21 protein-coding genes are annotated in these 23550 nt (G+C 53.4%); 2 read left to right on the forward strand and 19 right to left on the reverse strand.

The features are described from left to right. Window positions 1-52 precede the first annotated feature (52 nt). Genes ACZ52Z_RS15410 through ACZ52Z_RS15425 form a run of 4 tightly spaced genes read right to left on the reverse strand, consistent with a single transcriptional unit; the run spans window position 53 to window position 3300 of the window. Window positions 53-889 (reverse strand): shikimate dehydrogenase, encoded by an 837-nt coding sequence (locus ACZ52Z_RS15410; RefSeq protein ID WP_464267661.1) that lies wholly within the window; start codon window positions 887-889, stop codon window positions 53-55. Next, a complete protein-coding gene (locus tag ACZ52Z_RS15415) occupies window positions 879-1583 on the reverse strand; it encodes a type I 3-dehydroquinate dehydratase (protein ID WP_464267662.1) in 705 nt (234 codons plus the stop codon). Before ACZ52Z_RS15415 ends, ACZ52Z_RS15410 begins: the two co-directional genes overlap by 11 nt. Further along, complete coding sequence (locus ACZ52Z_RS15420; RefSeq protein WP_464267663.1) at window positions 1580-2527, reverse strand: dihydroorotate dehydrogenase; 948 nt, start codon at window positions 2525-2527, stop codon at window positions 1580-1582. The genes ACZ52Z_RS15415 and ACZ52Z_RS15420 overlap by 4 nt, the downstream gene beginning before the upstream one ends. Beyond that, window positions 2515-3300 carry a dihydroorotate dehydrogenase electron transfer subunit gene (locus tag ACZ52Z_RS15425; RefSeq protein WP_464267664.1) on the reverse strand — a complete coding sequence of 262 codons (786 nt, stop codon included), beginning with the start codon at window positions 3298-3300 and terminating at the stop codon, window positions 2515-2517. Before ACZ52Z_RS15425 ends, ACZ52Z_RS15420 begins: the two co-directional genes overlap by 13 nt. 141 nt (window positions 3301-3441) lie before the next feature. Here ACZ52Z_RS15425 and ACZ52Z_RS15430 point away from each other — a divergent pair, with 141 nt between their 5' ends. Further along, entirely contained in the window at window positions 3442-4227 is a 786-nt protein-coding gene (locus tag ACZ52Z_RS15430; RefSeq protein WP_464267665.1) for a prepilin peptidase, read from the forward strand. Between the two features lie 281 nt (window positions 4228-4508). Here the strand turns inward: ACZ52Z_RS15430 and dsrP are convergent, their stop codons facing one another. From dsrP to ACZ52Z_RS15505, 15 genes are all read right to left on the reverse strand, one after another. Further along, window positions 4509-5681 (reverse strand): sulfate reduction electron transfer complex DsrMKJOP subunit DsrP, encoded by a 1173-nt coding sequence (dsrP, locus tag ACZ52Z_RS15435; RefSeq protein WP_464267666.1) that lies wholly within the window; start codon window positions 5679-5681, stop codon window positions 4509-4511. Between the two features lie 7 nt (window positions 5682-5688). Further along, the gene (gene dsrO, locus ACZ52Z_RS15440) at window positions 5689-6522 is read right to left on the reverse strand and encodes a sulfate reduction electron transfer complex DsrMKJOP subunit DsrO (protein WP_464267667.1); all 834 of its coding nucleotides are present in this window, start codon (window positions 6520-6522) and stop codon (window positions 5689-5691) included. Between the two features lie 22 nt (window positions 6523-6544). Continuing rightward, the gene (dsrJ, locus tag ACZ52Z_RS15445) at window positions 6545-6916 is read right to left on the reverse strand and encodes a sulfate reduction electron transfer complex DsrMKJOP subunit DsrJ (protein ID WP_464267668.1); all 372 of its coding nucleotides are present in this window, start codon (window positions 6914-6916) and stop codon (window positions 6545-6547) included. Window positions 6917-6941: 25 nt separating this feature from the next. Then, window positions 6942-8573, reverse strand: a complete 1632-nt coding sequence (gene dsrK / locus ACZ52Z_RS15450; RefSeq protein WP_464267669.1) for a sulfate reduction electron transfer complex DsrMKJOP subunit DsrK — start codon at window positions 8571-8573, stop codon at window positions 6942-6944. A 33-nt stretch (window positions 8574-8606) separates the two neighbouring features. Next, entirely contained in the window at window positions 8607-9647 is a 1041-nt protein-coding gene (dsrM, locus tag ACZ52Z_RS15455; protein ID WP_464267670.1) for a sulfate reduction electron transfer complex DsrMKJOP subunit DsrM, read from the reverse strand. 124 nt (window positions 9648-9771) lie between these two features. Beyond that, window positions 9772-10308, reverse strand: coding sequence for an RsbRD N-terminal domain-containing protein (locus ACZ52Z_RS15460; RefSeq protein WP_464267671.1), 537 nt, complete (start codon window positions 10306-10308; stop codon window positions 9772-9774). A gap of 212 nt (window positions 10309-10520) precedes the next feature. Continuing rightward, window positions 10521-12635, reverse strand: a complete 2115-nt coding sequence (locus tag ACZ52Z_RS15465) for a carboxy terminal-processing peptidase (protein WP_464267672.1) — start codon at window positions 12633-12635, stop codon at window positions 10521-10523. Window positions 12636-12807: 172 nt separating this feature from the next. Next, the gene (gene yedF, locus ACZ52Z_RS15470) at window positions 12808-13425 is read right to left on the reverse strand and encodes a sulfurtransferase-like selenium metabolism protein YedF (RefSeq protein WP_464267673.1); all 618 of its coding nucleotides are present in this window, start codon (window positions 13423-13425) and stop codon (window positions 12808-12810) included. A gap of 91 nt (window positions 13426-13516) precedes the next feature. After that, window positions 13517-14455, reverse strand: a complete 939-nt coding sequence (locus tag ACZ52Z_RS15475) for an MBL fold metallo-hydrolase (RefSeq protein WP_464267674.1) — start codon at window positions 14453-14455, stop codon at window positions 13517-13519. A gap of 45 nt (window positions 14456-14500) precedes the next feature. Next, window positions 14501-15358: an HDOD domain-containing protein gene (locus ACZ52Z_RS15480; protein ID WP_464267675.1), complete on the reverse strand. Its 858-nt coding sequence runs from the start codon at window positions 15356-15358 to the stop codon at window positions 14501-14503. A gap of 150 nt (window positions 15359-15508) precedes the next feature. Beyond that, window positions 15509-15694, reverse strand: a complete 186-nt coding sequence (locus ACZ52Z_RS15485) for a hypothetical protein (RefSeq protein ID WP_464267676.1) — start codon at window positions 15692-15694, stop codon at window positions 15509-15511. Next, entirely contained in the window at window positions 15684-16451 is a 768-nt protein-coding gene (hisA, locus tag ACZ52Z_RS15490) for a phosphoribosylformimino-5-aminoimidazole carboxamide ribotide isomerase (protein ID WP_464267677.1), read from the reverse strand. Before hisA ends, ACZ52Z_RS15485 begins: the two co-directional genes overlap by 11 nt. A 54-nt stretch (window positions 16452-16505) precedes the next feature. Then, on the reverse strand, window positions 16506-17201 hold the full coding sequence (locus tag ACZ52Z_RS15495) for a hypothetical protein (protein ID WP_464267678.1): 696 nt from the start codon (window positions 17199-17201) through the stop codon (window positions 16506-16508). A 59-nt stretch (window positions 17202-17260) separates the two neighbouring features. Further along, window positions 17261-19345, reverse strand: a complete 2085-nt coding sequence (fusA, locus tag ACZ52Z_RS15500) for an elongation factor G (RefSeq protein ID WP_464267679.1) — start codon at window positions 19343-19345, stop codon at window positions 17261-17263. 306 nt (window positions 19346-19651) lie between these two features. Further along, window positions 19652-20833 carry an MFS transporter gene (locus ACZ52Z_RS15505; protein ID WP_464267680.1) on the reverse strand — a complete coding sequence of 394 codons (1182 nt, stop codon included), beginning with the start codon at window positions 20831-20833 and terminating at the stop codon, window positions 19652-19654. 234 nt (window positions 20834-21067) lie between these two features. Here ACZ52Z_RS15505 and ACZ52Z_RS15510 point away from each other — a divergent pair, with 234 nt between their 5' ends. Continuing rightward, complete coding sequence (locus tag ACZ52Z_RS15510) at window positions 21068-23539, forward strand: bifunctional aconitate hydratase 2/2-methylisocitrate dehydratase (protein WP_464267681.1); 2472 nt, start codon at window positions 21068-21070, stop codon at window positions 23537-23539. Window positions 23540-23550: the final 11 nt, after the last annotated feature.

The following is a 23550-nucleotide window of genomic DNA, read 5'->3' on the forward strand; positions in this document are numbered from 1 at the left end:
GGATTTTTCTGCGAAGTAGTTGATTGGGGATATACATATCGGACCGGGGTCTTCAGTGGATATCCAGCGCGCGCTCGAGTGCCTTGCGCATGACAGTGACCGGTGCTTCCGTTCCGGTCCAGAGGGAAAACTGTTCTGCTCCCTGATAGAGCAGCATATCAAGACCATCGATCACCTTGCAGCCACTGGATTTTGCTTCGCGCAGCAGCCGAGTTTCCAGGGGAGCATAGACAATGTCCATCACCACCCGGAAGTGGGGCAACAGCTCAGCGGGGATCGGGCTGCGATCACTGTGTGGAGACATACCGACGGTAGTGGTATTAATGAGGATGTCTGCCGAGTGGGTTGGGAGCTGGTCGAAGCTGATGGCTGCGCACTGTAATTCCGAGGCCAGAGTAACGGCTTTTTCCATGGTTCTGTTGGCAAGGGTGACAACGGTACCGGAATGGACCAGGCCATAGGCCACGGCCTTTGCTGCGCCGCCGGCCCCGAGCACCAGTGCGGTTGCACCATGCAGGTCAATAGCCTGGTAAAGAGCACGGTTGGAACCGATCCAGTCGGTATTGTAGCCTCGACACCGTGCTGGTACCCCCTGGGATTCATGGTCAAAGACCAGGGTGTTGACCGCTCCGATGGTTACTGCCTTGGGGTCAACATCCTCAATCCACGGGATAACCTCTTCCTTAAAGGGCACTGTGACCGAGGCTCCGCCAAAGCCGAGATGCCGCAGGCCGGCCACGGTCTCTTTGATATTAGTTGCGGTAATAGGTACATAGGCGCAGTTCATCCCCAGTTCGGCAAAGGCCGCATTATGCATGGCAGGGCTGAGGGAATGACTGACCGGATTGCCGATAATGGCGAAAAGTTTGGTTTTTCCGTTAATCACCATGATCCTCAAAACAGTGGATAAGGGAGTGTACCTGGTGTGCACTCAGCTGACCGGGCGCAGTGGCCTGAAGGCGGTCGAGAGCAACGTAGCTCATGAAACCACCGAGATAGAGGGTGGCAAAGCGGCTAATTCTTCCGGCCTCGCCCATGCAGAACGCGGAAAGCGGAAAGTTGCATTCACCGGCATAGGCAAGGAGCGCCAGAACCCGGAGCACGTCGTCACTGTGGTGGGCGGTGGTCACGATCTTCCCGGCTGCAGCTCCACTGGCGATCATTCGGTCAACCGTTAGCCGGAGGCTGCCGGATGGAGGTGTGTCCTGGAAGTTGTGGCTGGAGACAATCGCCATGGCCCGGGCAGCTGCGGCAGCTTCCAACAGGGGGACAAGCACCCCGGGAGCCGTTGCCAGCTCGACATCCAGGTAGTCGGCACCGCCTTCCACAGCCTGGGTGAGCAGCGATATCCTCTGCGCCTCGGAACCCTGGAATCTGCCCCCTTCCCATTGAGGTCGGTTGGTAAAGAGCAGCGGCATATCTGGTAAGCTGAGAAGACAGGCCGATACATCGGGCTGCTCCATCAAATCAAGGCGCACTTCGACCACATCAACCATTGCTCTGACCGGCGCAATCAGTCGGGGGAGGTCGGCGGGAGTGGGTGCTCCGACGGCAACGCAGATCAATCCGCGATCTGAACTCATGGCGCAGCCTCCAACTGTATCGAACCGATCAGCTCTTTGAGCGAAGCAAGGCGGTGACGGCGAAGGTAGGCAGCTATGCCGGAGCGGATGGCGTCGGCAGCGGATGGATCGTAGAAGTTTGCGGTGCCGATTTGCACTGCTGCGGCGCCGGCGATAATAAATTCGATAGCATCCTCGGCAGTGCCTATGCCGCCGATACCGATAACAGGAATAGAGACTGCGCCTGCCACCTGCCAGACCATGCGCAGGGCAACAGGTTTAATAGCAGGGCCGGATAATCCGCCTATTACGTTTGCCAGGCGAGGGCGACGCGTTTCCGCGTCAATGGCCATTCCGATAAGGGTGTTGATCAGGGAAATGCCGTCAGCGCCGCCATCTTCCACGGCTTTAGCCATGGTGACAATGTCGGTGACGTTGGGAGAAAGCTTGACGATCACCGGCAGAGTTCCTGCTTTCTTTACCGCCTCGGTAACTGCTCGTGCCATTTCCGGCTGGGTGCCGAAGGCGACCCCGCCTTTTTTCACATTAGGGCAGGAAATGTTGATTTCCACCCCGTCGATGCCGTCGAGGCCGGAGAGCTTTTCCGCCAGGTAGGCGTATTCTTCGATCGAGTCGCCGAGGATGTTCACCAGCACTCGGCAATTGACGGACTGGAGGTAGGGAAGTTTTTCCCGAATAAACCGTTCAAGGCCGACATTTTCCAGGCCGATAGCATTGAGCATACCGCAGGGGGTCTCAACGATTCGTTGCGGAGGATTTCCGGCTCGCGGTTCAATGGAGATGCCCTTGACCACGATCCCGCCGATAGCATCAAGGTCGACAAAATTGGCAAATTCCATGCCGTATCCAAATGTCCCCGATGCCGTCATGACCGGGTTGGCCAATTGAATGCCGCCAATGTCAGTAGAGAGGTCTACGCTTTTGGTGGCCCTTAGAGCGTCCATACAACCTCCTCTGCATCAAATACAGGGCCGTGTTTGCAGACATGCTTATACCCATTATCGCTGCCGAGAATGGTGCAGCCCAAGCAGGCTCCCAGACCGCAGGCCATGTGGGTTTCCAGGGAGGCCTGACAGGGAACCTGGGCCTGTTTGCAGAGTCTGGCCACGGCTGCCATCAAGGGGGTTGGTCCGCAGACATACACCTGGCTGACATGGGGGAGGGTTGTCGGCAGGAGTTCACTGATGAAGCCATGGTGGCCAAAGCTGCCGTCGTCAGTTGCAGTTGATAGATCGATACCGAGGGCGGCGAAGTCCTGCACCAGAGGTTCAAGTTCACTGCGGTTGCGTGCTCCGAGCAGAACATGATGGGCAGTATGGTGTACATTGGCACGCTGGATGCTCCGGGCATGGAAGAGCAGGGGGGCGATACCCATTCCGCCGCCGATAAGGCAGGCAGGTGAATCGCCTGGTGACCGAAAGCTGTTGCCAAGGGGGCCAATCAGGTCAACCATGGCTCCCGGCTTCATCTGGCTCATGAGGGAGGTTCCCTTGCCGATCACCTTGTAGAGGAGAAGAAGGTGCCCATCAGAGGGAATATCATGAATGGAAAATGGACGTCGCAGGAGAGGATCAAGGCCGGTGGTTGTCCTAACCATGACAAATTGTCCTGGTTTGGCCTTGGCCGAAATGCGGGGTGCATCCAGTACCAGACGAAAAATATCTTCGGTCAGCTGCTGTACCGTGAGGAGCTGGGCTTTTTCCTGGAGTGAAGACATAGGGTTGAACAACTGTATAGAAATAAAGGTGGAAAAAATTCCCTTTTGCGAAGGGAGGTAATGGGGCTACTATGTATGGTAAATGAGGTTATCTTTCCAAACAACCACCACCAGAAACACCCCGGCCGGAGGTTATGCTCGATGGAGTTTTTTATTATAGCGGTTATGGTCTGCTACGGAGCGATTGTCGGCTCCTTTCTCAACGTCGTTATCCTACGGTTGCCGGAGAAAGGGGCCTCAATAGCCTTTCCCGGCTCTCACTGCCCGCAGTGCAAAACGCCTATCAGGTGGTACGACAATATACCAGTGATCAGCTACTGTCTTATCGGCGGGAAGTGTAGAGCCTGCAGGCAACCAATCTCCCTCCAGTATCCAGTGGTGGAACTGTGCATGGCATTGCTCACTGCTGCAGCATACGTGCGCTTTGGGATCAGCTTTGATTTTTTTTACTATTTCTTATTCCTGGCAAGCCTAGTTGTTATCATATTTATCGACATTCATCATCAAATTATTCCTGATGTCATCAGCCTTCCTGGCATCGGTATCGGTATTGCCGGGGCGTTTTTCAGTGGGTTTCATACATGGCAACAGGCGATAATTGGGATGATTGCCGGTGGAGGTATGCTTTACCTGATAGCCCTTGGTTATTATATCCTCACTCGTCGCGATGGGATGGGCGGCGGAGACATCAAGCTACTGGCGATGATTGGCGCCTTTCTCGGTTGGCCCAGTTTGTTGTATGTCGTTTTTTTCAGTTCGTTTACTGGCAGCGTGGTCGGGATCGTTTCTATGCTTGCAAAAGGGGAAGGGACACGGTTGAAAATACCTTTCGGCCCTTTTCTATCCCTGGGGGCAATGACCTATCTTTTTTTTCGTGCGGATATTTATCAGGCTTGGAATGCCTATCTGCACTTTATGGCCGGGTAAGCTTGTGGAGGTAGGTTAAGGACCGTCCATCGTTACGCTATCATCTGTGGCAGGGTGCCATAAACCGTGGGATGAACCAGTGTGCTCTACGAGCGACCACTGTCGAAAGTGAATACCCTCTGCGCTGCTGGAGTTAACCGCTTAAGGGACTCCGCGCAGCTGGTGGCGTCTTGCCTCTCCTTTGTGCCTGTTTGTTTGCCGGTGCCTGCCACTTGAGCAAAAAAAAAGCCCCTGGCCTCAGAGCCAGGGGCTTTTTTGGTCTGTACACAAACCGGATTGGATCAGGCCTCTATTTCATGCTCAACGCCGATAGCGATTTTATAGAGGATGGTGAGGATAAAGAACCCGGTGGCCCAAATACCGATGGTGATAAATAGCTCATTGGCAGTCGGGTAGTACTCGACGACTTCCTCCAGCGGAGTGGGAACAAATCCGCCCAGTACAAAACCAATCCCTTTATCCAGCCAGAAAGCGAAGAAGATCGAAGCACAGCCAATACCGAGCCACAGGTCACTCTGCTTACGGGTATAGGGGTGGCTGATAAGACCGATCCCAACGAGGAACAGGAGAATAAAGCCCCACATGTAAGGAACAAGATTGTTGTACACTTCTCCGTGATGCTCAAGTCCAAAGAACAAGTAGGTCAGGGTATGGTTGTGGCCAGGAATGTTGGAATAGAATCCGACAAAGAACTCAAGGCCGACAAAGAACATATTGGCGATAGCCGCATAGATGATGATGGTCACCATCTTGTTGATCGCTTCTTTGCCTGCGTCAAAATTGGCCACGCGCTTGAGGATCAGTGCCATAACCACAATCAGAGCCGGACCAGCAGCGAACGCTGAGGCTAGAAAGCGGGGAGCGATGATCGCAGAAAGCCAGAAATGACGTCCGGGCAGACCGCAGTACAGCATGGCGGTAACCGTATGGATGGAAAAGGCAAACGGAATGGAAAGATAGACAAAGAAATAAATCCATTTCGGCGGCTTGACCTGCTTACGTTCCGCGGTAAGAATAACCCAGCCACACAGAACGTTCAGCAGGAGATATCCCCACAGCACGCACATATCCCAAAACAGCATGGAGTTGGGCGTAGGATAGAACAGTACGTTCAAACCGCGCAACGGCTGGCCAAGGTCGGCCATAATGAACATCAGGCACATCAGGAGAGCTGAAATGGCAAGGAACTCTCCCAGAATGGTGATGCGGCCAAATGCTTTGTAGTTGTGGATGTAATAGGGCAGGACCAGCATAACCCCCCCGGCGGCTACACCGACAAGAAAGGTGAACTGTGAAATATAGAGTCCCCAGGAGACGTCACGGCTCATGCCTGTCAGTCCCAGCCCGTAAAAATACTGGCGAAGATAGCAGATAACGGCAATGCCAATAAAAAACCCAAGAAAGGCAAGCCACATCCAGTAGTAGTTGTTTCCTTTTAGTGCTTTTTCAAACATGGCAACCTCATACTATGTAAAAGACTGATGGATGGGTACCCAGCGAGGGTTTTCGCTGAATGGTGTAATTTTCCTTGAGGAGCTTCCTGACCTCTGAATGGGGGTCGTTCAAGTCGCCAAAGACCATCGCCTTGCTGTCACCGCACGCTTCGACGCAGGCTGGCAGTTTGCCAACGCCTATGCGTTCGGCGCAGAAATTACATTTTTCAACAACTCCCCGCATCCTGCTTGGAAATTCCCGGTTTACCTCTTTGATAAACGGACGGGGATTTCGCCAGTTGAAGCTTCGCATGCCATAGGGGCAAGCAGCCATGCAGAATCGACAGCCGATGCAGCGGTGAAAGTCCATGATGATCACGCCGTCTTCGTTCTTAAAGGTGGCCTTGGTTGGGCAGGCCCGAACACAGGGTGGTTCATCGCAGTGATTGCAAAAAACAGGCACCTGATGCTCTTCGGTTGTTGTGTCCTTGTACAGGTGGCTCTTTTCCGGAAAACAATTCTCGTAGTTCGTCATCCAGATCCACTTGATTTCATCCTTCTTTTCAGGGAATTCTGGAACGTTGTGGGCGTTGATACAGGCTCTTTCCACTTTTTCTCCAAGGGAAGGGTCCTGCTGGAATTTCCGAACATCAACGACCATGCCGTAACGCTTGCCGGTCGGTGCAGGTGCACCATGCGCCCCAGCCTCTGCGTGGGCGGCAGCGCCTTCAGCGGCAGCGGAAGCATTGGCTACAGCCGGATTTGCTCCAGAAACCACTCGATCTACAACTGCAGTTCCACCAAGGCCGGCCAGCGTAGAAATCCCGGCAACCTTGAGGAAGTCTCTTCTTTTTTTATCCATCAGTATATCTCCTCCTTGCCGTTCACTCTACCGGTGCCAGATGGCAGTCCCAGCAGTATGGCTTAACAGAAGCATATTCGTGACATTCATCACAGAATTTTTTCTTGCTGGTGTGACACTCCATGCATGTCAGCATCAGGCTCTTCTGATAGTTTTTGCCTTCAAGGGTAAAGGTACCGCGCTCTCCATCCCGCAGCACCTCGTCACGCCATACATTGAGCAGCTGCATATGGCTGGCGCGCATTTCTTCTGCGGAAAGGACACAGTTTTTAGCGTCCTTTGGCAGCTCTATCTTGGGTGCAGCACCGGCATCGCCGTGGTTGTACCAGATAGGGATTGTTACAAACAGGACGAAAATGATCAGTCCCGGAATGATTTTCCCACTGTCATACATTGTTATTCCTCCATTTCAACCGGGATTAAACCAAAGTTCTGAGACCTTCGTCGAGTTCCTGACGCTGTTCGCCTTCGATGACCAGGGCATTACCAACCAGTTCACTGATACCGGCAACCTGTACCTCGGGTGTCCAGTAATCACAGAGGGTGGTCAGGGTGGCCCTGTCGATCGCGCAGACGCAGGTCAGGGTATTGACGCCGTGTTTGTCGTGGACGTATTTGACCGCGTTTGCCCTTGGCAGACCGGAACGCATCCTCAGCTCCATGATCTCATCGGTGTTGAGCGCTGTACCTGAGCCGCAGCAGAATGTCTTCTCACGGATGGTGTTGTCCGGCATTTCAACCCAGTCGTCAAGAATGGCGTCGAGAACGTAGCGTGGCTCATCGAGCAGTCCCATGGCCCTGGCAGGGTTGCAGGAATCGTGATAAGTGGCTTTCACATGGGCGTTTCGACTCTTGTCAAGGTTGAGTTTGCCGTGCTTGATCAGGTCAGCGGTAAATTCGGAGATATGGACCATCTTGGTGGTAGCGGCGTTGTCAAATACCGTTCCGGTGATGGGCGAGATCGGAATATCAAGAAAATCCGCCGGACCGTTCATGGTGTCCATATACTGGTGAACGACACGCCACATGTGGCCGCACTCACCGCCGAGGATCCATTTAACACCAAGTCGTTCTGCTTCGGCATACATCTTGGCATTGAGCTTCTTCATCATCTCATTGGAAGTGAACAGGCCGAAGTTACCACCCTCAGAGGCATAGGTTGACCAGGTATAATCGAGGCCGATGGCTTCAAAGAGGAGCAGGTAACCCATGCAGGTGAAGATGCCGGGTTCGGCAAATACGTCGGCAGAGGGGGTGATGAACAGCACCTCTGCACCCTTGCGGTTGAAGGTTGGATTGACCGTGACACCGGTGAGGTTTTCAATGTCTTCGCAGAGGAAGTCAACGTTGCCCTTGAACGCCTGAGGGGTAAGCCCCATGTGGTTACCGGTCCGGTTGGAGTTGGCAACCGGCTCCATGGCCCAGTTGATGCCTATTCCCAGGAGATGGAGCAACTCACGCAGCATCATGGTGATTTCTGCGGTGTCTATTCCATAAGGGCAGAAGACGGAGCAGCGTCGACATTCTGTACACTGGTAGGCATACATGAACCACTCTTTGATTACGCCCACCGTCATTTCTCTGCCACCAGCCAATTTACCAAGAATCTTCCCCGCTAAGGTAAAATCCTGACGGTACACTGAACGGAGCAGTTCAGCTCGCATAACCGGCATGTTTTTCGGATCACCGGTGCCGAGGAAGAAGTGGCATTTATCCGAACAGGCGCCGCATCGGACGCAGCAGTCCATGAAAATCTTCAGACTGCGGAACCTGTCCAGACGATCGGCAATGCCCTGAAGGATAATTTCCTTCCAGTTATCGGGCAGCTTCCAGTCGTCATCTTCCGGGTTCCATTCGCGTGCGTTGGGGAAACTGACGCCCTTTTGGGAATCAAGATACTCTAACTTTTCTGGTTTGGTGGGGTAAGCATAGTTGCCGGGCTTGAAAACCGCAGGCACTTCCATCCAGTCTTTGGTCGGATAGGCGCCCGTCATCAGCGAGGGTCCCTCGGCAACGCTTCGTGCCAACTTATCTATCTTTACTACTGCCATTGCGTTATCCTTTTACTCTTGGTTATGTCGAGCTTACTCTGCCTTTTCCTCAGCTTCCGCTGCAGGTTTCGGCGGTAATTCCTTCTCGACAGGGATACCCTGCTCTACCATATCTTCCCTGAACTCATCTTCATAGGCTGCATAGGAATGCGGCTTGATGTCCGGGTTCCATGGGTTGATGTGGCGCACCATACGGCTGTCATTAGCCATATTCCGTGTCGGACTCATGAAAACTCCGCCCAGATGCATCAGCTTGCTGAAGGGGAAGTAGGCGAGAAGTGTACACACCAGGAACAGATGGGTATAAAAGAGCGCACTGATATTTGCCGTGATTGTAGGCTGGAAGGTGACCAGGCCAACAGACAACTGTTTGATGGCATTGATGTCGACATCGGTGCGAATGAAGTAACGCATTAGAATTCCGGTGGTGGCAACACCGAGAATCAGAAAAAGCGGGAAGTAATCATTGGCAAGCGACAGATACCGGACATGCGGATTGACCAGACGGCGGCCAAACAGGAACAACAGGCCGAGCACCAAGGTGACATCGGTCATGTACATGGTCGGGGCGCCGATTTGAAGCAGTGAGTCGGCAACTTCGAGGAAGGAAACCGCGAAGGGGACCGGTTCGAGGAACAGGCGCATGTGACGAATGACAACCACCAAAAAGCTGTAATGGAACAGGATGCCGAACAGCCATAGCCATTTGCTGGATTCATAGGTCAGCTTCGGCCCGTCATACACCGTGGCCTTCGTGTTGCGCCACAAGGATCGGAAAAGAAAAATTTCCAGAAACATCCTTGCCACAACCTGGGAAGTGTTGACCGGAGCTTCCAACTTATCCTGCTTGATCCAGGGCAGGGAGTAGCCCTGTCCGCAGGTGGTTGGAATTTTAAAGGGAACAGGTGATTTTGCCCAGTGGATTACCCTGTAACAAAATCCTCCTAGGAACAGCGCCATTGCCAGATAAGGGATTACAACACCGAAAAAGTATTGCATTCCTGGTATCTGCACCCCAACAAGCGCTATTAGGACCAAGGCGACTACTGCCGCGAACGGGAAGGCGTACTTCATCGATCACTCCTTCGCATTTCAAATTAAATAACTTAAACAAGTTATCACAAAAGCCAGACTGAAGGGCCACAGGTGACGTCACTGTTGCCATCTGGCAGGTCACACAGTCAGGTGATGCTCTGCATCAATTGTTTTCCGTTAAATCAGGCGATTTTTTATCGAGAAGCCGCGAAGGACAACCACCATCGGTTGTCACGTGATTGCCGCTTTTAATTTCCTTGACGCGACAGCGGTAGAGCTGCTCTCGACAGTCCACATAAATATTAAATCCGGCCAGGGCGACGCGATCGACATCACAGTCAAACGCATCAAGATCAGCGAGTAAAGGCGCGCTCTGCTCGTTAGCGGAGAAAATCTGTTTGATTACCCATTTCAGCTCGAGCAGGGGCGCAACTGCCTGCGCCGGAGTAAACGATTGGACCGCACGAATCCTGATTATCTGGTCCAGCGGATCTATGTAGGCTTGCTGGTCGGCACCGGTGAGAAGGAGATCGAAGATCGATTCCAGTGCCGCAGTTATGTTGGTGCCAACCGGATTGGCAAACGGATCTTTGGCTTTTTTGAAAAAACCCGGCGAGGTGTAGCTGTTGAGGGTTCTTTCAATCCAGAGGGAGAGGATTTCTTTTTTATGGCGGCGCAGCGCCTCAATTAATTCCGTCATTACAGCCAGCAATGTGGACCTTGATACGAAAGGTCAGGAATAATTGCGCAAGGCAAAATGCAGAAAGGTGAGACCTGGGATGATAATCGGAGGTAAAATGTGAGTATCAGCCTGATTAATCACTCTAAAGCATATACTTTGCGCACAAAAATGAATGATGATTCATGCACGACATGCTCTATCATGATTATCAGGCGATTTCAAGGTAAAAATCATTGGCTGTCACTCACGGCCGACGCCGCGATGCTTTTGTCAGCAAGTAAAAAGAGGGACATCTGCACATAGGGATCATCCTTGACTTCCTCGTCGAGGGGAAGGTCCGCTTTGCTATTGGGGGTGTCCCTGTCCTCATTGAGCAGCCCGGCGTTTTTGGCCTTTTCCCTGGCATTGGCTAGCTCCTCTCGTTCCTGGCGCATGCCATCCAGATCAATAGCCACAAGGGTGTTTTCTTTACGTTTGCGGGTTCGTTCCGCCTCCTGCTTGATCTGTTGAAATTGTTCGCTGACCGCAACCCACTGGTCACCTTGCTTCTTTGCCGCCTCAAGATCGAATCTGGAACCTGCCCATATGTCAAACCCCACGTTTTCCACCTGATCCCAGGGAAGGGAGTTGTCCATGTACTGCTCTCCGCTTTCCAGGTTATCCCAGAGTGAGGGGACGACCAGGTCAGGTTCAACCCCCTTGAACTGGGTTGAGCCGCCGTTGATGCGATAAAATTTTTGAATGGTCAGTTTGAGTGCTCCCAGGTCGTCATATTTTTTCAGCTGCAGCAGGGGCAGGTTGCGATTCATGTCCAGCAGGGCCTGTACCGTTCCCTTTCCATGGGTATGTTGACTGCCAATGATGAGGGCCCGGCCGTAATCCTGAAGGGCTGCAGCCAGGATTTCGGAGGCCGATGCGCTGAACTGGTTGACCAGAACAATCATTGGCCCTGAGTAGACGATTGAAGGGTCTTCGTCCTCCAGAACCCGAATCATTCCCTGGGAATTCTTAACCTGCACCACGGGTCCACCGGGCAGAAACAGTCCAGAGATCATGACCGCATCCGATAGCGCTCCGCCGCCGTTATTGCGGAGGTCAAGGACCAGTCCCTGGATATCCGCTTCCATGAGGCGGTGGAGTTCATTGATGGTGTCCTCGGTGACATTGCGCCCTTTTTTTCCATTACCGGCAGCCGCAAAATCACGGTAGAAGCTCGGAATGCGAAGGTAGCCGATAGTTTGATTATCTTCGGTTTTCAGGGTGGTTGATTTGACATATGTCTCCTCAATCTGGACCACATCCCTGACGATGGGAATGACCATACGGGTCCCGTCCGGTTTACGGACAGTGAGCTTGACCTCCGTACCCTTGGGCCCCCGGATGTAGCTCACTGCTTCTCGGATCCGCATATTGGTGATTTCCACCGGTTCTCCGTTTTTCTCTGAAACTGCCAGGATGATGTCTTCACCCTGCAGCTGCCCCTGCCGCTCAGCAGCACTCCCTGGAATGATCCGCACTACCTTGATCAGGCCGTCATCATCGCGTAAGAGGGCACCGATACCCTCCAGAGATCCGCTCATGTGGATATTGAAATCTTCCTTGGAGGTTGGGGGCATGTAGGTGGTATGAGGATCAAAAGCTCTGGCCACCGTATCGAAATAACGATTATAGTGATCCTGTCGTGTCTGCTGGAGCAGACGGTTGAGTGATCGATGGATCTGCTTCTGTACTTTTTCCGTGGCTTCACTGATGTGTTCTGCAAAATGCTGGTCGTCTACGTGCAGCGAACTGCTCTTTTGGCTGTCAGTAATTTCTTCGTCAATGGTATTGAAATACTGGTCAAGGATCTGCATCTTGAGAATTTTCTGCCAGCGTCTGCGCAGTTCATTCAGGTCCTGGGCGTAATCGATCTTTTTGGGATCTCCCTCCAGCGTATCTTTGCGCGTAAAATCGAAGCCTTCTTCAATCAGCGGGTCAATAAATTGCTGTACCTTGCGAATGCGGTCATTAAGCAGCTCTGCACCGGCATCGGCAAGAACAATCCTGCCTCGTTTGAGTTCGTCGTCAATATGCTCGGAAAAAGCGGTAAGCTGTTCAATATCGGACTGGATCAGGAATCGTTTTCGAGGGTCCAGTTGGCGGATGTAGAGGTCGAATGCGGCTCGGGAAAGCTGATCGTTGAAGGGCTCGTGGGAAAAGTGCTGAGCAGGGAGCTGATGGCTCAGAATATAGGCGATGAGTTGATTACGGCCTGCATTGAAATCAACGGGGAATACCTTGGTCAGCGCAGATGATGGGACAAGGAAAAACAACAGGAACAACAGAGGAAGCGATAAGCGTTTCATAGTAACTCGCGGGCTGAAGAGGAGCAACGGATAAAAGGAAAAGCGGACCAGCTTGGCATGCTGTACAAGGATTGGTCAGTGGGGGGCGCCTGTCCTTTTCGGACCGCAGCACTGACATTTTCGGCAAAATACTTCAAGGTACTATCTGTAGTGGGGCTGTTCTCCGGAGAGTTTACAGAGGACTGATAACTTTGGTTGCATCAACCATGGTGCTCATTATATCATACATGTTGGAAATTTGACCAACCTTGAGAGCTGACTTAAGCTTATAAAAATCCAGGCAGGTGCCGCAGACAAGGATTTCGATACCCCGGTCCTTCAGGTCCTTGAGGGCGTCAACGGCTCCGGATTCCTCCACTACGAGCTTCACCCCACTGTTATAAAAAAGGATTTTGGTGGGAAGCGGAGTCACATCCTTGATGGTCTGAATAAATGTCTGCATCAGGGCCCACCCCAGTTCTTCGTCACCCCGGCCCATGGTGTCAGCTGAAATCACATATACGAGCCCTTGTCCCTGAGGGATTTCGCAGCTGTATTCGTCATGGTTGAACGTTGTTGCCTTAGAGGTGTCTGGCTCGCCGCTAATGGTAATCTGGTAGTTCCCGTCATCCAGCTGGACCTCCTTCACTTCGCACCCCTGGTTGCGTCCAAAGCGGCTGACATTGTTTTTCGAGGCTTCGTTGTCGACAATCACCGTGATGAGCGTATTTCCCTGTTCAATGGCTTCTTTGGTGCGAAGTACCGGCTTGGGGCACGAGAGGCCAACACAGTCAAGATTTACTGGATCCATTGCAGCTAGAGGGGTAAAGGTGGTTGATGATCGGAAATTCGATGGGTATCATAATATCCGTATGCATAGTGGTAATAACATAACCATAACCTTACCCAGTGCAAGGCTGAAGGGTGATCTCCTGCCCTTCCTTGGCAAAGAAAATTTCGATGTCGTCACCATCGGTACTGGTGCACAAACGTTCACTCATTTCGTCAAGCTGGCTGTCAGTGCGCTCGGGATCATGGTGGAAAAGCGCCAGCCGCTTCACTCCGGCACGCTTGGCTGCGGCAATGGCATCTTCCATGGGAGTATGTCCCCAACCGATTTTTCCATTCGTGTACTCTTCCCTGGTGTACTGGGCGTCGTGAATCAGCAGGTCGGCACCGCTGAAAAAATTTTCAAGAACCTGGTTCTGCTCTCGGGCAGCCAGCTCTCCCTCCTCGGCCATGAGCTCATCATAACCGGGATCTTCGGGATCGGTAATAAAGAGATTTCTGAATGGTTCGGTATCGTAGGCAGTGCAGAAGGTGGTGCCCTTATAGGTGAAACGGTACCCCAATGCAGTTATGGGATGGTTGATGATGGCTGTTGCCAGGGTGATGCCGTCTCCCAGGTCGATATGTGGGTCTTCCTTGAGCCGATAATATTCTATGTTACCGGCAAGCTCACCCATATTCACCGGAAAATATCGATATTTCATCTGACCGCCGACCACGGCTTCAAGCGGCTCATCCTCGTAGGTGACCGGCCCGTAGACCTTGATGTTTGAACCGGGAATATAGGCAGGGACAAAAAAAGGAAACCCCATGATATGGTCCCAGTGGGTGTGGGAAAGGTAGATTTCCGTGGATATAGGACCGTTGGGAAGGTCATGCTGGAGCATGTGTCCGGCCAGTTCCCGCATACCTGAGCCGGCATCGATGATGATATGACGATTCACCTCGGGAAAACGCACCTCAATGCAGGCCGTGTTGCCGCCATATTTCATGGTGCGTGGACCCGGGCAAGGAATAGAGCCCCGAACACCCCAGAATTTGATTTGTATCACCCTGATTGCCTCATACAGTAAAAAAAAGAAAGGACCGAATACAGGTCATACCTGCAGAAAGACTTCTGCTTTGCTGATCTCCTGTTCTACATTTTCAGCCAGCCCGGCAACGGTGCTCCAGTCAAGACCGGTCATCTCGAGAAGAACAGGCAGCTGGTCGGGGTCTGGAAAGCGATTGCCGGCGTTGCCGATATCAAACAGACAGATATAAAAATCGGCCAGGGCTACCGTGGCAACCAGGGAATGATTTTCAGGAGCAGCCTGCTTGGGATCGTGGTGGTGACAAATGGCGTCTGTCAAAGCCGCGTTCAGTTTCCATTTTTCAGCAATCATATTGCCGATCTGTTGGTGATCCAGGGCCAAAAGTTTTTTTTCCATGGCTACCAGTGGACGTTGTTCCTCCCTGGTTTTGATGATCACTTCGCTGTATTCGTCACCAAAAGGGATTTTTCCCAGATCGTGCAGCAAGCCGCCGACAAAGTACTCTTCTCGTTCTCCCAGAGCTACGCCCTGTTCAATGGCGAGCATCTTGGCCATGACGCCAACGCCTATGGAGTGAGCCCAGAACTGTTTAATGGGAAGTGCTTTGGATTTTTTGGCCTGCGCCACGCAGCGGATGATAGCGGTCGAAAGGGCAAGGTTTTTTACAGTGTTCAACCCGAGCATGATGATTGCCCTGGTAAGGGATGTAACCTTGTTGACCAGGGAGTAGTAGGCTGAATTGATCAGCTTGAGGACCTGTCCTGTGAGCACAGGATCAAGAGATATCACCCTGTTCAGATCATTTGGCGCGGTATCCGGACGGTTGCATATATCCAAAACCTTGCTCACGGTTGTCGAGAGACTGGGCATCTTTTCGACAAAATTCTGTACTCGTTTTAGTCGTTTTTCCCGATCATTCATGGGGCGGTGGTGTCAGTGAAAACGGAAAACTTCAGGGCGCTGTAGCTGTAGTGCCAAACGGCCTGAACACCTATGGGTGGAACACCCATACGATATAGTATAGGACCTGTAAAATCTGGTCAAGCAGAGTACGCCTTTTAAAAAAAAACGTCAACACTCGTGCTTGACAAGGAAATCGCGGACGACCTCTTCCATAATTTCCAGTTGACTGCGTCCGGTCTGGTTGATGATGACCCAGATGCATCGTTGAAAAGCGCGGTAGAGGTGGGGCGGTACCTGGAGCCTGATCTCTTCAAGCTCTGTCGACGAAGAAGGGGAGGCAGGATTATCGCTCATGGCGGTGCAGATCGACAAGATCCTGAAAACAAATACCATTACCGCCGAATATATCAAGCGCCGAGCCGACGGTAATGTCGATGGCTCCGTTGCCGGCTCTGCGTATACGCTCTACATCCTGCATGGAAGCAATGCCGCCGGCATAGGTCGTAGGGATAGGGGTATGCCGGGCAAGGAGTTCAACCAGCTGCTCGTCAATGCCCATGCTTTTTCCTTCCACATCAACGGCATGAACGAGGAATTCGTCGCAGAATCCGGCCAGGTCGGCGAGAACCTGCCCACTGACCCTGAGGTTGGTGAACTGCTGCCAGCGGTCCGTTACGACGTAATATCCGTCATTCTGCCACCGACAACTCAAATCAAGGACCAGTCGGGTGGAACCTACCTTCTGGGTGAGTGCGCGCAGTCGTTCTCGATCAAGGGAACCGTTGTGGAATACCCAGGAGGTGACAATGATATGGGAGGCGCCGCGGTCGAGCCAGTCGGCTGCATTATCCTGGTTGATCCCTCCGCCGACCTGTAAACCACCTGGCCATGCCTGCAGCGCCTCTGCAGCGGCCCCTTCGCTTCCCGGCCCGAGCATGATCACGTGCCCTCCGCGGAGTTCGTGCTGCCTGTACATGGAGGCGTAGTAGGCAGGAGGGTGGGGTGAAGAGAAATTAACGGTAAGACGGTCCTGACTGTTGTCGGAGAGGGTTGAGCCAACGATTTGTTTGACCTTGCCTTGGTGGAGGTCGATGCAGGGACGAAAGCGCATGGTAGAAGAAAAAAAGGCTGCCTGTGCAGGCAGCCTTGAACAGAGAGAGTGATATTATGCTTTTTTCACCATCATGGTCGTCGGATCGAGGCGTAACCCTTCCCCAGCCTCGATAGCCTCGCCGCTGTTGCGGATGATTTCCAGGAAAATGGTGGCATCCGGCTCAGGCTTGAGCAGGATAATGGTCTCGAACAGGTCGTCGATCTCATGGCACGGTGCCGGCACACCGGTGGGAGAAAACCGGTCGTCGTCACGATGGCAGATGGCGGAAAACCAGACCTGGAGGCGCATGTTTTCGGCCAGGTCTTTCATCTCTTCGAGGACCTCACGATCGGTGTTGACAAAGTCGAAGCCGTCGATCACCAGGCAGTTTGGTTGAAAGATGTCCTGCAGGACCAGATCGTTGAGCCGTTCTTCGAAACGAGGTCTGCTGAATGTGGACTCGTTGAAGGTCATGATCATTCTGTTTTTCGCCACCAGGTCGAACAGGTCTGCGGCGGTATCGATTTTTTGTTCTTCGGCAATCAGCTTCAGGATGTCATCGTACCACAGGCGGGTTTTCTCAATGGTTTCTCCTATGCTGATATGGAGCACTTTTTCTCCGCGAAGAATGGCGTTAAGTGCAATCTGCACCAGCAAGGCTGTCTTGCCCAGGCCGGCACGGGCCATCACCAGGCCCAGTTGGTTTTTTTCCTCTACGGTGCTCAGCGACTGTAGCGGATTCTGGCTTACCAGTTGGTCGTATCCCATTATTTTACCTCGTCAAGGTTATGGCGTATGCAAGTATGGATCACTGTACCCGTCAGGGTTTAGGATTCCTTTTTCTGCTCTTCAAAAGCTTTGATCAGATCGTCACTGATGCTTTTGGGTACCTGTTTATACGTAGAAAATTCCATGGTGAATTCTGCCTTGCCCTGGGTGAGCGAGCGGAGATTAGTCGAGTAACCGAACATTTCGGAAAGCGGAATTTCCGCTTCGACCACCGTGTAATTCCCTTCTTCAAAGGTACCGATGATAACCCCTCGGCGTTGGTTGAGGCTGCCCATTACAGCGCCCTGGAATTCTGACGGACCTTCAACCGCCACTTTCATGATCGGCTCCATGATGACCGGGCTCGCTTTGCCGTAGCCCTGTCGGAAAGCGCCGATAGCCGCCTGTTGGAAAGCGACGTCAGAAGAGTCTACAGCATGGGCGCTACCGTCATTGATGACTACCCGGATGCCGGTAATAGGTGATCCGGTAAGTGTACCCTTGGCCAGCGATTTTTGAAAGCCCTTATCACAGGAGCTGATAAATTCGCGCGGAATAACTCCGCCTACAATCTCATCAACGAATTCGTATTCGCTTTCTTCCACTGGCTCGAGGTAACCAGCCACACGGCCATACTGGCCGGAGCCACCGGTCTGTTTCTTGTGGGTGTAGTCGAATTCCGCCCGCTGGAGGATGGTTTCCCGGTAGGCAACCTGGGGAGCACCTACCTCGACTTCTGCCTTGTACTCTCGCCGCATACGCTCGATATAGACTTCAAGGTGCAGCTCGCCCATCCCCGAGATGATGGTCTCGTTGGTTTCGTGATCCACATAGGTCTTGAAGGTCGGGTCCTCCTTGGTAAAGCGGTTGAGCGCCTTGGACATGTTGACCTGAGCCTTGTTGTCCACCGGGTTGATGGCCAGAGAAATAACCGGCGCCGGCACGTGCATGGAGCTCATGGACCAGTTGATACCCTCACTGCAGAAGGTGTCGCCGGAAGCACAATCAATGCCGAACAGGGCGATAATGTCGCCTGATCCTGCTGATTCGATCTCTTCCATTTCGTCGGCATGCATGCGCACCAGTCGACCGACTTTGACTTTTTTACCTGTGCGGGTGTTGACGATGGTGTCCCCTTTGTTGACGACCCCCTGGTACGTTCGGATGTAGGTGAGCTGGCCGTAACGTCCGTCCTCCAGTTTAAAGGCCAGGGCAACGGTCGGATCATCAGGACTGTTGGAAACCACCATCTCTGCCTCTTCCTTGTTCAGGTCAAGGGCAATATTTTCAATATCTGTCGGGCAGGGGAGGTAGCCGTTGACTGCATCGAGGAGCAACTGAACGCCCTTGTTTTTATAGGCAGAGCCAATCAGTACCGGCGTCAGTTCAAGGGAGAGGGTTCCCTTACGGATAGCGGCATGGATCATCTCCTCGGGAATCTCTTGTTCTTCAAGCATTGCCTCCATCAGGTCATCGGAAAACATGGAGACCGCATCAAGCAGCTCTTCGCGCTTTTCGTCGGCTTCCTCCCTGAGATGATCAGGGATTTCCTCGATGCGGATTTTTTCACCCTGATCGCCGTCGAAGTAGACCGCTTTCATAGCGACCAGGTCAATCATTCCTTCCAGGTCGCTTTCCAGACCGATAGGCAGCTGCAGCATCACCGCATTGAGGTCGAGTTTGTCACGGAGCTGGCCGGTAACCCGGTAAGGGTTGGCGCCGGTCCGGTCGCATTTGTTAATAAAGGCGATGCGCGGCACCTTGTAGCGAGTCATCTGTCGGTTGACGGTAATGGACTGGGACTGCACGCCGCCTACGGAGCAGAGGATCAGGACAGCACCGTCAAGAACCCGCAGAGCTCTCTCCACTTCAATGGTAAAGTCCACGTGGCCGGGAGTATCGATGATATTGATATCGTAATCCTTCCAGCTGCAGTAGGTCGCAGCGGACTGAATGGTGATGCCGCGTTCTTTCTCCAGCTCCATGGAGTCCATGGTCGCGCCTACGCCGTCTTTACCGCGTACTTCATGGATCGCGTGGATTCGCTGGGTGTAAAAGAGTATACGCTCGGTCAGGGTAGTCTTACCTGAGTCAATATGGGCACTGATGCCTATGTTACGTACCTTGCTTAAATCGTTTTTCATTACGCCTTCCTCGGTTGCTGCTTTCAGGCCGCTAGATCAATCTTGTGCAATTAACAGTTAAATGAAAAAAGGAGTCACAGTGAATCTGTAACTCCTGTTTCGTTTGCCTCAAAGGGACTCCAGGATTAGGAGTAATCCTGGAAACGTTCCGTTTGACTTTCTGGGTATCCGGGCATGCGGGAGCTATGCTAGTCAGTAAAAGTTACGGTTCGGTTAAAAAAACATCACAAAATAATGTGAAACGTTTTTTTTGTAAAGGAAATAATAAAAGATATCGTTTTTGACGATAGATTGGCCGGTTAGGTGCTATTTTTCCTGTTTGGGCAGGGTGAAAACGATGGGGATGGCGAAAAGCCCCAAACCGGCACTGAGCATATAGGTCTGGTTCAGGCCGATAACATCGGCGATAGCACCAACAGCAACGACCACTGCCGAACGGGCCAGAAAAGAGAGCATCATGAAAAAGCCGTTGGCCGTTGCAGGGCTGTCCTGGGCGTGCTCCTGCACCATTGCCAGCATGACCGGGGTAGTGGACAGGAGCGTAAAGCCAAAACCGAACAGAGCGAGCAGCTGCCCCCAGATTGAGGAAGCGAGCAGAAAGAAAAAGAGAAATGGCGGAGCGGAAAGCAAGGAAAAGAGGAGCAGGTTGCGGCGGCCGAACCGGTCGCTGAGTGAGCCGATGGTCAGGGCGCCGATAACGCCTGCCGCCTCGTAAACGGTAAGGCTGATGCCGGCAAGCCAGAGGCTGCCGGTGTTCTGATTGATGAAGGTGGGGAGAAAGGTGGCTCCGGAAGCGTGCATGAACCCACGGAAGATCAGGATGCCGGAGAGCGGCAGGAGCACATGTCGGGTTCCGCGCCAGGCGGCTTTCATTGAGGGCGGCGGGTTGCCGTTGCGCGAAGGGACCGGGGTATGGTGGAGCCTGAAATAGAGCAGGATCGAGGCGCCGATTCCCACAGTCATCAACGGATAAATACCTTCAAGGCCCAGCAGGGAAACCGCGCCAATAGCCACCAGGGGGCCTACGGTTCGTGCCAGTTCACCGCCGGTCATGAAAAAACTCATCCCCAGTCCTTTGCGCTGGCCGGCAAAGCGATAAATGAGGACCGGCGCCGGCACATGGAAAAGGGCGGCGCTGATGCCGGAGACAAAGAGCAGAAGTACCAGCCAGAAGTATCCGGGGGCGACTCCGATAAGGCTCATGGTGATGGCGGTAACACCCGGAGCGACGATGATAAAATACCGAACACTGCTTTTGTCCGCCAATGCGCCCAGGTAGGGGTTCATGAGCGCGGGTATCTGCATCACCGTGGTCAGAAACCCCGCCTGAGTAAGGGACATGGACAGTTTTTCTATGAGCAGTGGCAGCAATGGAGCAAGAAAACTGGAATAGGCATCATGGATGAAGTGGCAGACTGAAAGGGTCAGTACTTTCACGAGGTGGAAGTTTGGCGCCGTTGACCGGGGGGAAGGTGTGTTGGTGTCCATGGCGTGCTGAGCGGCTGAGGCTGACAGGTAAAGGGTACCGAACCACCCTATATCGTTGGCAATAAAGAGCAAGGGAAAAAACTGTACGCTGTGGAAAAATTATGGTGCGGCGGAGAATCGGCGGCTTCAAACAACCCGCCGAAGAAAAATTCGACGCTATCAGCAACCAATTCTGGTACATAGGGGAGGTATTGAGCTCTCTGGTGAACAACAATCAAACTGAGGAAGGATGTAATGCTTGAGGAATACACACGCGCCCAAAACGAGCGGCAGGAACTGGGCCTGCCGCCACTCCCTTTGACTCCGGACCAGGTTGCCCAAGCAACCCAGCTGATGGAAAGGGGGGACAACGCCTCTGCGCAACTGTTGGAACTGTTGGCGCATAGGGTTGAACCCGGAGTAAGCAAAGCGGCCCGGATCAAGGCTGATTGGTTTGAGCAGGTGGCCAAGGGCGCTGTAACTGTGCCGGTGCTTAATCCTGCTGAGGCGGTCGCGCTTCTCGGCACCATGGAGGGCGGGTATAATGTGAGCGCGCTGATCAGGTTACTGAACGACCCTGCCGCCAGTGCAGAAGCTGCCGAGGCCTTGAAGGGGCTGGTTAAAGTTTACGATGCCCTCCAGGATATAATGAACATGGCGGGGGAGAATCAGTATGCGCGGCAGGTGCTGGAATCCTGGGCGGCAGCCGAATGGTTCACCCGCCTGCCCGCGTTGCCGGAATCCCTGACCCTGATCGTGTATAAGGTCGACGGCGAGATTAATACAGATGATTTTTCTCCGGGAAATCAGGCTTCATCACGGGCGGATATCCCCCTGCATGCAACCTTTTTTGGGGCTTCTCGCTTTCCAGAAGGCATTGCTGCCATTCGGGAGATCCGTCAAGCAGGCGGGCAGGTCGCCTTTGCCGGAGATGTGATCGGCACGGGTTCATCAAGGAAATCGGCGGTTAATTCCATGACCTGGCATATCGGTGAGGAGATCCCCCATATTCCCAATAAGCGCAGTGGCGGGGTGGTCCTTGGCGGCTCCATAGCCCCTATTTTTTATGCAACGGCGCGCGATGCCGGCATGCTGCCTGTGGAGGGGGATGTCAGCCCGCTCAATAGCGGTGAGGAGGTGATTCTCCATCTTCGCCAGTGGTCCATGCAGACCATGGATGGACAACGGGTCGAGCTCGCCGCCCCACCGGCCACCCTGCTTGACGAGTACCGTGCCGGTGGTCGTCTGCAGTTGATTATAGGCCGCCATCTCACCCGTTCGGCCTGCAAGGCGCTTGGCCGGGAGGTGCCGGATGTTTTTGCGGAGGTCGAAAATCCACAGCCAGCTCCAGAGCAGGGGTATACCCTGGCACAAAAAATGATTGGCAGGGCCTGCGGCAAGCAGGGCGTTCTGCCGGGAACCGTCTGTGAACCCAACATGTCCACCGTCGGCTCCCAGGACACTACCGGGCCGATGACTATGCAGGAGATCGCCGAGCTGGCATGCCTGAAATTCAAGGCCGGTTTGTTCATGCAGTCCTTCTGCCACACCGCTGCCTATCCTAAAGCTGAAGATGTCAAGCGGTGGCAGGCCATGGCCGAAACCACGGTTGAATGCGGAGGGGTGGCCCTCAAGCCCGGTGATGGGGTTATTCACAGTTGGCTCAATAAGATGCTTCTCCCGGATACCGTGGGCACCGGTGGTGATTCCCATACGCGGTTTCCGCTGGGTATCTCTTTTCCTGCCGGATCAGGGCTGGTCGCTTTTGCCGCTGCCTTGGGCTTTATGCCGTTGGAGATGCCGGAATCGGTGCTGGTGCGGTTTCACGGTCAACGGCAACCGGGAATCTCGGTCCGCGACATGGTGAATGCGATCCCGTACAAAGCTCGGGAAAATGGCATGTTGACGGTGGAAAAAAGGGGGAAGAAAAATATCTTCGCCGGCACAGTGCTGGAAATTGAAGGGATTGACGACCTGAGTGTGGACGAAGCCTTTGAGCTTGCCGATTCCTCGGCTGAGCGGAGCGCAGCTGCCTGCTCCATGGCATTGCCCCTTCCCCAGGTGGTGCGCAACGTCGAAGCGAATATTGCTCTGCTCAGACAGCTTGTTGAGCAGGGATACAGGGACGGGGATGCCCTGAATCGCCGTATTGAGGAGCTGGAGGAGTGGTTGCAGGAGCCATCGCTCCTGCGCAGGGACGGGCATGCCGAGTATAAGGCGGTGCTTGACATCGACCTGGAACAGATCACCCAGCCGCTGCTGGCCTGCCCCAATGATCCGGATGATGTCCGGCCGCTGGAGCAGGTGGCGGGAACGGCGGTGGACGAGGCCTTTATCGGTTCCTGCATGACCCATCTCGGGCATCATCAGACGGCTGTCCGTTTGTTTGCCGGAGAACCGTATGCCGCCGGGAGGACCTGGGTAGCTCCGGCAACCCGCATGGATAGGGATGCCCTGCAGGAAGAAGGTGGACTCAATGTCTTTGCCAGGATCGGCGCCCGGGTGGAAATACCCGGTTGCAGTCTCTGCATGGGCAACCAGGCCAGAGTCAGGCCGGGAGCTACGGTCATTTCCACCTCAACCCGTAATTTCAATAATCGCCTGGGAGATGGGGCCCAGGTGTACTTGGGATCAGCAGAGGTTACGGCTATCAGTGCCCTGCAGGGAGCGTTGCCGACCGTTAGCGAGTACTTTGCCTTTCTGGAACGAAAGGGGCTGTTGAAGTAAAGGGAACAGGC

It is taken from the genome of Desulfogranum aggregans, assembly GCF_055398265.1.

What these genes read in the sequence shown, in the direction of transcription:
- fusA (WP_464267679.1), bottom strand. Translation starts at nt 19,345, where the DNA reads ATGAAAAACGATTTAAGCAAGGTACGTAACATAGGCATCAGTGCCCAT.
- hisA (WP_464267677.1), bottom strand. Translation starts at nt 16,451, where the DNA reads ATGCGCTTTCGTCCCTGCATCGACCTCCACCAAGGCAAGGTCAAACAA.
- ACZ52Z_RS15495 (WP_464267678.1), bottom strand. Translation starts at nt 17,201, where the DNA reads ATGGGATACGACCAACTGGTAAGCCAGAATCCGCTACAGTCGCTGAGC.
- ACZ52Z_RS15465 (WP_464267672.1), bottom strand. Translation starts at nt 12,635, where the DNA reads ATGAAACGCTTATCGCTTCCTCTGTTGTTCCTGTTGTTTTTCCTTGTC.
- dsrM (WP_464267670.1), bottom strand. Translation starts at nt 9,647, where the DNA reads ATGAAGTACGCCTTCCCGTTCGCGGCAGTAGTCGCCTTGGTCCTAATA.
- ACZ52Z_RS15485 (WP_464267676.1), bottom strand. Translation starts at nt 15,694, where the DNA reads ATGAGCGATAATCCTGCCTCCCCTTCTTCGTCGACAGAGCTTGAAGAG.
- ACZ52Z_RS15505 (WP_464267680.1), bottom strand. Translation starts at nt 20,833, where the DNA reads ATGGACACCAACACACCTTCCCCCCGGTCAACGGCGCCAAACTTCCAC.
- dsrK (WP_464267669.1), bottom strand. Translation starts at nt 8,573, where the DNA reads ATGGCAGTAGTAAAGATAGATAAGTTGGCACGAAGCGTTGCCGAGGGA.
- yedF (WP_464267673.1), bottom strand. Translation starts at nt 13,425, where the DNA reads ATGGATCCAGTAAATCTTGACTGTGTTGGCCTCTCGTGCCCCAAGCCG.
- ACZ52Z_RS15420 (WP_464267663.1), bottom strand. Translation starts at nt 2,527, where the DNA reads ATGGACGCTCTAAGGGCCACCAAAAGCGTAGACCTCTCTACTGACATT.
- dsrP (WP_464267666.1), bottom strand. Translation starts at nt 5,681, where the DNA reads ATGTTTGAAAAAGCACTAAAAGGAAACAACTACTACTGGATGTGGCTT.
- dsrJ (WP_464267668.1), bottom strand. Translation starts at nt 6,916, where the DNA reads ATGTATGACAGTGGGAAAATCATTCCGGGACTGATCATTTTCGTCCTG.
- ACZ52Z_RS15410 (WP_464267661.1), bottom strand. Translation starts at nt 889, where the DNA reads ATGGTGATTAACGGAAAAACCAAACTTTTCGCCATTATCGGCAATCCG.
- ACZ52Z_RS15430 (WP_464267665.1), top strand. Translation starts at nt 3,442, where the DNA reads ATGGAGTTTTTTATTATAGCGGTTATGGTCTGCTACGGAGCGATTGTC.
- ACZ52Z_RS15415 (WP_464267662.1), bottom strand. Translation starts at nt 1,583, where the DNA reads ATGAGTTCAGATCGCGGATTGATCTGCGTTGCCGTCGGAGCACCCACT.
- ACZ52Z_RS15460 (WP_464267671.1), bottom strand. Translation starts at nt 10,308, where the DNA reads ATGACGGAATTAATTGAGGCGCTGCGCCGCCATAAAAAAGAAATCCTC.
- ACZ52Z_RS15425 (WP_464267664.1), bottom strand. Translation starts at nt 3,300, where the DNA reads ATGTCTTCACTCCAGGAAAAAGCCCAGCTCCTCACGGTACAGCAGCTG.
- dsrO (WP_464267667.1), bottom strand. Translation starts at nt 6,522, where the DNA reads ATGGATAAAAAAAGAAGAGACTTCCTCAAGGTTGCCGGGATTTCTACG.
- ACZ52Z_RS15510 (WP_464267681.1), top strand. Translation starts at nt 21,068, where the DNA reads ATGCTTGAGGAATACACACGCGCCCAAAACGAGCGGCAGGAACTGGGC.
- ACZ52Z_RS15480 (WP_464267675.1), bottom strand. Translation starts at nt 15,358, where the DNA reads ATGAATGATCGGGAAAAACGACTAAAACGAGTACAGAATTTTGTCGAA.